This is a genomic window from Methanothrix sp. (assembly GCF_024518575.1).
GTDB lineage: Archaea > Halobacteriota > Methanosarcinia > Methanotrichales > Methanotrichaceae > Methanothrix_B.
Genome location: NZ_JANIHG010000052.1, coordinates 1 through 7,508, shown reverse-complemented (window position 1 = coordinate 7,508; position 7,508 = coordinate 1). Strand labels below are relative to the sequence as shown.

Below are 7,508 nucleotides of genomic sequence, written 5' to 3'. Positions count from 1 at the left end.
GTCTCTTTATATTCATCCATATATTCGAAAGCCATATCTAACAGGTGGTGTACATGTGATTGATGGCCAGGCTCTCTCCACTTATGGAGCAATACTTCAGCATAAAGAAGCAGTGCCCGGATGCCCTGCTGCTCTTCAGGATGGGTGATTTTTATGAGACATTCGGAGAGGATGCCATTACCGCGTCCAGAACTCTGAACATAACCCTCACATCGAGGCAGAAGGACGACGATGGGAACAGGATCCCGCTCGCGGGCATACCATATCACTCACTGGACGTTTACCTCTCAAGGCTAGTCAACGCAGGCCACAAGGTGGCGATATGCGAGCAGGTCGAGGATCCGAAGCTGGCGAAGGGGATCGTGAGGAGAGAGATCACAAGGATAGTCACCCCTGGGACCGTGATAGAGCCTGCGCTGCTCCAGGAAAAGAGCAACAACTACCTCGCAGCTGTTCTTCCGGAGAACGGGCTAGCAGGGCTGGCTCTTCTCGACCTCTCAACAGGCGATTTCATAGCCTCGGAGGTCCCCTTGGAGCGGCTCAGATCTGAACTGGCCAGGTTTTCCCCCGCGGAGTGTCTGGCCCCCACTGGCATATCTCTGGATGGCATGCGTGTGCAGCAGCTCGATGTTGGCCTGTTCTCCCCGGATGAGGTGTCTGGAGCGAGCGGGATTATTGGAGATCTTTATGAGAGAAATCCTCTCTGCGCCCGCGCTGCCTGTGCGATCCTATCCTACCTGCGGCAGACCAAGATCAACTCGGCGGATCACATCAAGCCGGTCCGGATGGTATCATCCTCTGAGTACATGCTTCTCGATGATATAACGCTGAGAAACCTGGAGATATTCAGGAATCTCAGAGATGGAACCAGAAGCGGCACCCTCATGGAGATCCTCGACGAGACTGTCACTCCGATGGGATCAAGGACCCTGGCGAGGTGGCTCCAGATGCCATCGATGTCTCTGGAGGTCATTCGCAGAAGGCAGGATGCAGTTGAGGAGATGGTGAGAAGAGCGATGATAAGAGAGGAGATCTCGGAGCTTCTCGAGGGCCTCAGCGACCTGGAGAGGATCATCGGGCGCGTCTCGCTTGGGAGCGCAGGGCCAAAGGATCTCGTGGCTCTGCGGGCATCGCTCCGCCGGCTCCCTGAGATCTCACGGGCGATTAGCGGTCTGGAGTCAGAGTATCTTGTTGATATCAGAAAGAGGCTGGATGCAAGCGAGCTTGATGATCTAGTGGAGCTGCTCGAAAGGGCACTTTCAGATGACCCGCCAGCATCGCCAAGGGATGGTGGTGTGATAAGGGACGGCTACAGCCCCGAGCTGGACGAGCTGCGCAGAGCGCTCAGAAGTGGAAGAGACTGGATCGCGGAGCTCGAATCCTCTGAGAGGAAGAGGACGGGGATAAAGTCGCTTAAGGTCGGATACAACAACGTCTTCGGTTACTACATAGAGGTCACGAAGCCGAATCTTTCAATGGTACCGGGCGACTACATAAGAAAGCAGACGCTCTCGAATGCTGAGCGCTTCGTGACCCAGGAGCTGAAGGAGATGGAGAGCAAGGTGCTCTCAGCTCAGGAGCGGTCGTCAGCGCTCGAGCACGAGCTGTTCCTCGATCTGCGGCGAGAGGTCGCGGCCAGGACGAGATCTGTCCAGGAGGTCGCAGCCGCGATAGGCGAGCTTGACGTGATCCTGGGATTGGCGAAGGCTGCCCTCCGAGGAGCGATGGTGAGGCCCTTGGTCGATGCTGGAAGGGAGATAGTGCTCCGCGACTCCAGGCATCCTGTTCTCGATAGAGTCATGAAGGGCAGCTTCGTCCCGAACGATCTCACAATGGACGAGCGCAGCTGGTTCATGATACTGACCGGACCGAACATGGCTGGAAAGTCGACATTCATGCGCCAGGTCGCTCTGATAGCGATAATGGCTCAGATCGGATCATTCGTTCCAGCATCCTATGCGAAGATAGGTCTGGTGGGCAGGATCTTCACAAGGGTCGGAGCGAGGGACGATCTCGTCTCAGGGAGATCTACATTCATGGTGGAGATGAGCGAGCTTGCAAACATACTTGTCTCGGCCACAGAAGACAGCTTGATTTTGCTCGATGAGATCGGCAGGGGAACGAGCACCTTCGACGGCCTGAGCATAGCATGGGCCGTCTCGGAGTACATACACTCCAGGATAAGGGCAAAGACGATCTTTGCGACGCATTACCACCAGCTCACGCAGCTCAATCTCCCTGGAATAGCGAACTACAGCATGGCGGTGAAGGAGGAGGGGAGATCAATAACGTTTCTGAGAACGGTTGTGCCCGGCGCGACAAACAAGAGCTACGGAATACATGTCGCCAGGCTTGCTGGAGTCCCGGAGCAGGTGATAAGAAGAGCGGAGGAGCTTCTTGGTATCATAGAAGAACAGGCAGCCATAGAGATCAGAAAGTGCAGATCGAGGGAGAGATCGAGGAGGTACACGCAGCTCATATTCTTCAGTCAGCCCGAGACCCCGGACAACGCCATACTCGAGGAGATAAAGAACCTTGAGCTTGAAAAGATAACACCGCTTCAGGCTCTGAACCTGCTTGTGGAATACAGAAGAAGGCTCGGCTGTAAGGATGCCCAGGATACACATACTTGATGAAGAGACTGTGAGCAGGATAGCTGCGGGGGAGGTGATAGAGCGGCCGGCATCTGTCGTCAAGGAGCTGATCGAGAACTCGATAGACGCTGGAGCCACGAGGATATTCGTCGAGGTGAGGGACGGCGGGATCTCGCTCATAAAGGTTGTCGACGACGGCTGCGGGATCGAGCGTGAAGATCTGCCACTCGCATTCCAGAGACACGCCACGAGCAAGATCTCGGGGGCAGATGATCTCTTCAGGCTTAAAACCCTCGGGTTCCGCGGGGAGGCTCTATCCTCTATAGCCAGTGTATCGAGATTCGTTGAGGTCCACACGAGAACCAGAAGCTCTGCGATGGGGACCTATATCCGGCTGGAGAACGGGAGGGTTGCAGAGATAAGAGATGATGGATGCCCTTACGGGACAAGCATAGAGGTCAAGGGGCTCTTTGAGAAGATTCCCGCGAGGCTCAAGCACCTCTCATCGCCTTCACAGGAGCTCGCGAGGATCGCAGAGCTTGTGACACAGATGGCCATAATAAACCACAGGATCTCATTTGAGCTCTCATCTGGCAAAAGGACGCTGTTCAGATCGAACGCCTCGGAGACATGGGATGATGCTCTGATCAGAGCATTCGGTCTCAGGACCGTTAAGGGCATGATCCCCATAATGGCTAAAGGGGAGGGGTTCGATCTCCATGGGATGATCTCCTCTCCTGATGAGTCTCGCCAGGACTCTGAGTCTCTTCTCGTTTACGTGAACAAAAGGCCGGTGTACTCCAAAGCTGTCGTTCAGGCATTGAGGGAGGCGTACAGGGGCTTTCTGCAGTCAGGCAGGAATCCCGTTGCTGTCATCTCGATCGAGATAGATCCATCGTTGGTGGATGTGAATGTCCATCCCGCGAAGAGAGAGGTCAGGTTTCTCAAGGAGGGTGAGATATACGATGCTGTGAGGGACGCAGCGCTCAGCGCGCTGAGGTCCTCACCTATACCTGCTGCCACTCAGCCCACGATGATTGCAGAACCGCAGCTCTGGAGCTCCAGGCCCCAGATTCAGGAGACGCTTCCCCTGGAGGTGCAGACTGAGCAGAGGATTTCGGAGCCGCTCATCAGGATTGTGGGCCAGGCTCTCGATCTCTACATCATCGTTGAGGATGATGATGGAATATTCCTCGTGGACCAGCATGCAGCAGCTGAGAGGATCCGCTATGAGAATCTCCTGGAGAAATGCGAGAGCGGAAGCATCTCTCAGGAGCTGATCCAGCCAGTCACCGTGGAGCTATCCCCCGGGGAGGCGGCACTGCTCGATTCGTTCTCCGCGAAACTCAATGAGATCGGCTTCGAGATCGATCACTTCGGAGGGAGGGCGTACAGTGTCAGGTCTGTGCCTGCAGCTGCGGGCCTTGAGAGGCCGGAGTCGATTCGCGATCTTCTGAGAGAGATCCTGCATCTCGGGAGGGCGTGCAAAACCTCATTCAGGGATGAGGCTCTGAAGCTTCTGGCATGCAGGGGCTCGATAAAATCAGGGGAGAAGCTGAGCGAGAGCGCAATGCTCAGGCTTCTAACAGACCTCTTCGCATGCGACAATCCAAGGACGTGCCCTCACGGAAGGCCTGTCGTTGTTCGGATATCCGCGGAGAGCCTGGAGAAGATGTTCGGGAGGAGATGATCTGAGAGTCTGTGCAGGACTGATCTCCTGGAGGTGTTGAATTTGAGAGCCATGCTCTCGATGCTTCATTGCAGGAGGAATCGTGTGCAGTAATGATCTCAGGGAGCTTGCATCTGAGATCAGGAGATGTGAGAGGTGCGGGCTCTCTCAGACAAGAAGAAACGCTGTTCCGGGGGATGGGCCAGAGAACGCAAGAATCATGATGATAGGAGAGGCCCCGGGCGCGGCCGAGGATCTTGCGGGGAGGCCTTTTGTGGGAAGGGCCGGGGCTCTCCTGGACAGGGCTCTGGATCTCGCCGGATTGGATCGCGGTGAGATCTTCATAACAAACATCGTTAAGTGCAGGCCGCCCGGAAACCGGCGTCCCACCGAGGAGGAGATCCGGGCGTGCATGCCGTATCTGAGAAAACAGATCGAGATAATCAGACCATCAGCCATCTGCCTCCTCGGGAACGTTCCTGCAAAGGCGATCCTCGGGGTGCAGGGCGTGACATCCCTCAGGGGAAGGATATTCGATGATCTATACCTGATCACATTCCACCCGGCTGCTGTTCTGAGAAATATGAGCCGGATGGAGCTTTTCGTATCAGATCTTGCAAAGCTCAAGGGGATGCGGTCAGGAAGCATGGCTCATATGCAGTGAGAGCTGAAACCCTCCACATGTGACTTCCTGCGCTGATCGCCTCACAGAATCACCCTGGTGCGGCAGCGGGAACTCCCGTCCCCATGGTTGACGATCTTTGAGGCTCATCCAGGTGATTTGGTGGAATGCCAATTACAGCACACGAAAAGTTAAGCGTGACTTAGATATATCTTACACGTCCCGAGAATGAGACTTCTGTAAAAATAGTTGAGTCCGGATCTTCAGATCCAGCACTCATAGAGGTATATAGCCAGCCTTTTCGGCCAGAGCCTGTCCGCTTGAGCTCAGCACGAAGTCTATGAAGGCCTGGGCTCCCGGGCTTGGCTCGCCGAGGGTGTAGAAGTACAGCTTCCTTGCCAGCGGGTAGTTTCCGGATTTGATGTTATCGACTGTTGGCTCCACTCCATCCAGCGCAACTCCCTTCACAGCACCATCTGCGACATAGCTGTACCCCAGGTAGCCTATCGCCTTATCGCTGCCCTTTATTGCGGTCTTCACCTCAGAGTTGTCCGCAGCCTCTGTCGATACTCCAGGAGTCTCTGCCTCCTTGGAGCCCATTATGACCTCGTTGAATGTATCTCGCGTGCCTGATCCGGCCCTCCTTGCTATGGCGTATATCTTCATGTCAGGACCACCGAGATCCTTCCAGTTGCTGATCTCACCGGCATATATCTTTCTTACCTGCTCTTTTGTGAGCGCCCTCACGCCAGCCTCATAAATCTGCGGGCTCAGAGCTACGACTATGCCGTCATACCCCACCAGTATCTCGTTGAACTTCTTGTCAGCGGTCTCATACTTGTTCTTCTCGGTCTCTGTTACCTCCCTGGATGCCATGGCGATATCCGATCTCCCCTCTCCCAGATCAGTTATCCCGACACCTGTGCCGCCGCCTGTGACTGTGACCCTGTAATCGCTCTGCTCCGAGTTGAAGCTCTCAGCACAAACAGAGGCAAGAGGCAGCACAGTAGTCGATCCTGATACACGCACATCTGTGGCGCTCAGCGCAGGGCTGATCGCGCCCACGAGAAGCATTATGGCGACTATTGCCAGCAATCTCATTTCAATCACCAATCGCAGAGACGGCGAGGTTTTATATATAGTATGCCGAAATGAAAAATATACCTAAGCTGAGGTCTATATTCTGAATATAATGTATATATCTATGACGGCAGAACCGGGATAACCTCATGTCTGGGCCGTGATCCAGGAGAGATCATGTGAGGGTCGGAAAAGTTCCACAGAGCATCACAGAGTTCACTGTGCAGCCATTCTCAGAGCATTTTTATCCACGAATATGCTGGGTGTGGAGGTTACATTGATAAAAGTCCTGGTGACGCCCTCGGGGTAAACCACCATGAACCTGGATACAGGAGAGCTCAGAGGCTTCGCGTCGTACAGGTAGTAACCATCAAGGTACTTGCCTGCGTTCTCGACGACAAGCGTTGCTGTGGAGGGCTTGGCCCCCACTGTTCTTACATTCTGATAGCTAGAGAAGAGCCTGATCAGCTCCGGCTCGAGATGCCTGCACCCCAGAGCAAGCACATAAAGCCTCGCGAATGGCTCCAGTGTGTAATTCACCTGAAACCTCAGATCATCTCCGTCAGGGATCATGGTAACATCCTTCACCTGTATGTAGCTCAGCCCAGCTGAGGCATGTGATAGCAAAAGCACCGATGTTATGATCAGTCCGAGATACCTCATATCAACCACCTCAGCCGGGCCTGTTCTGCCCGAATAGTGCTGGCAGGATGCCAAGCAGGACGAACGTTGCTATCATCAGTAGAAGAAAGACAACAAAAACAAGCTGCTGTCGCCTCTGGGCCGATCTGTACCTGGATTCGCAGAGCTCATCACAGAATGTGCTGTCTGCCTCGATGGCATTGCCACATATTATACAGTGCTTGTGGGGTGAGAGCTTGTTCAACCACACCACCATGGGATGTGCTCTAGTCGAAACACAATATAGATAAGATTTGCGCGTGAGTGCTCCCTGGCCGGATGGGTCTCATCCGCCCATCCACTGGAGAACATAAGATTTATCGTCTGAAAACCGCCATACAGCGCGGAGCAAGATCATGGAACCATTATATTCGTACACAGCGCTTCATGAACCCTGTACGATACATATCGCCAGTGCATAGCGAAGGATTTGCCCAACTGTATTTCAAGCAATTAACATGAATCTGTCGCCCGATGCTAACTCCGGTGCATCATCCTGCGGTAACCTCTGTCTGACCGGCAACCCTCGCAACGGGCTCGTGTACCGCATCTGGGTTGTCTTGAGGTCATTGTCAGATCCCGTCAGTGATCTCCCCCAAGGACCTATCAATGCGGCATGTCGTCCCCCTATCGCACCGGCACTCAAAGCGACATCATGCCATGCTCATGCCAGCCCTCGTTAAAGGGACTATGGTATATTTAGATTTTTTATTTATAAATGTATCGTTGCCCAGGACGGACCTGTCCTAATAACACTATCACCCCCTCGCGAAGTTGTAGTAAAAGATAAACATTTTACAGAAGTTGTTCCAGCATTCTATAGCTCTTGTCCATCTCAGGCTTCCCAGTTTCTTATCTTTGC

At 53.9% G+C, this 7,508-nt stretch carries 6 protein-coding genes; 3 read left to right on the top strand and 3 right to left on the bottom strand.

Annotation, left to right across the window (positions count from 1 at the left end; genetic code table 11):
- Positions 1–62 precede the first annotated feature (62 nt).
- From mutS to NQU42_RS07860, 3 genes are all read left to right on the top strand, one after another.
- Entirely contained in the window at positions 63–2,633 is a 2,571-nt protein-coding gene (gene mutS, locus NQU42_RS07870) for a DNA mismatch repair protein MutS (RefSeq protein WP_296610470.1), read from the top strand.
- Entirely contained in the window at positions 2,611–4,284 is a 1,674-nt protein-coding gene (mutL, locus tag NQU42_RS07865) for a DNA mismatch repair endonuclease MutL (protein WP_296610468.1), read from the top strand. The genes mutS and mutL overlap by 23 nt, the downstream gene beginning before the upstream one ends.
- A gap of 82 nt (positions 4,285–4,366) precedes the next feature.
- Complete coding sequence (locus NQU42_RS07860; protein ID WP_296610467.1) at positions 4,367–4,927, top strand: uracil-DNA glycosylase; 561 nt, start codon at positions 4,367–4,369, stop codon at positions 4,925–4,927.
- Between the two features lie 234 nt (positions 4,928–5,161).
- On the opposite strand, the gene NQU42_RS07855 is transcribed toward NQU42_RS07860, so the two are convergent.
- The 3 genes from NQU42_RS07855 to NQU42_RS07845 form a co-directional block, all read right to left on the bottom strand.
- A complete protein-coding gene (locus NQU42_RS07855) occupies positions 5,162–5,986 on the bottom strand; it encodes a phosphate ABC transporter substrate-binding protein (protein WP_296610465.1) in 825 nt (274 codons plus the stop codon).
- A gap of 195 nt (positions 5,987–6,181) precedes the next feature.
- On the bottom strand, positions 6,182–6,628 hold the full coding sequence (locus NQU42_RS07850; RefSeq protein ID WP_296610464.1) for a hypothetical protein: 447 nt from the start codon (positions 6,626–6,628) through the stop codon (positions 6,182–6,184).
- Between the two features lie 10 nt (positions 6,629–6,638).
- Positions 6,639–6,851 carry a DUF2116 family Zn-ribbon domain-containing protein gene (locus tag NQU42_RS07845; protein WP_296610463.1) on the bottom strand — a complete coding sequence of 71 codons (213 nt, stop codon included), beginning with the start codon at positions 6,849–6,851 and terminating at the stop codon, positions 6,639–6,641.
- Positions 6,852–7,508: the final 657 nt, after the last annotated feature.

Excerpts from the sequence above, each read along its gene's own strand:
- mutS (WP_296610470.1), top strand. The coding sequence starts at position 63 with ATGGCCAGGCTCTCTCCACTTATGGAGCAATACTTCAGCATAAAGAAG.
- mutL (WP_296610468.1), top strand. The coding sequence starts at position 2,611 with ATGCCCAGGATACACATACTTGATGAAGAGACTGTGAGCAGGATAGCT.
- NQU42_RS07855 (WP_296610465.1), bottom strand. The coding sequence starts at position 5,986 with ATGAGATTGCTGGCAATAGTCGCCATAATGCTTCTCGTGGGCGCGATC.
- NQU42_RS07850 (WP_296610464.1), bottom strand. The coding sequence starts at position 6,628 with ATGAGGTATCTCGGACTGATCATAACATCGGTGCTTTTGCTATCACAT.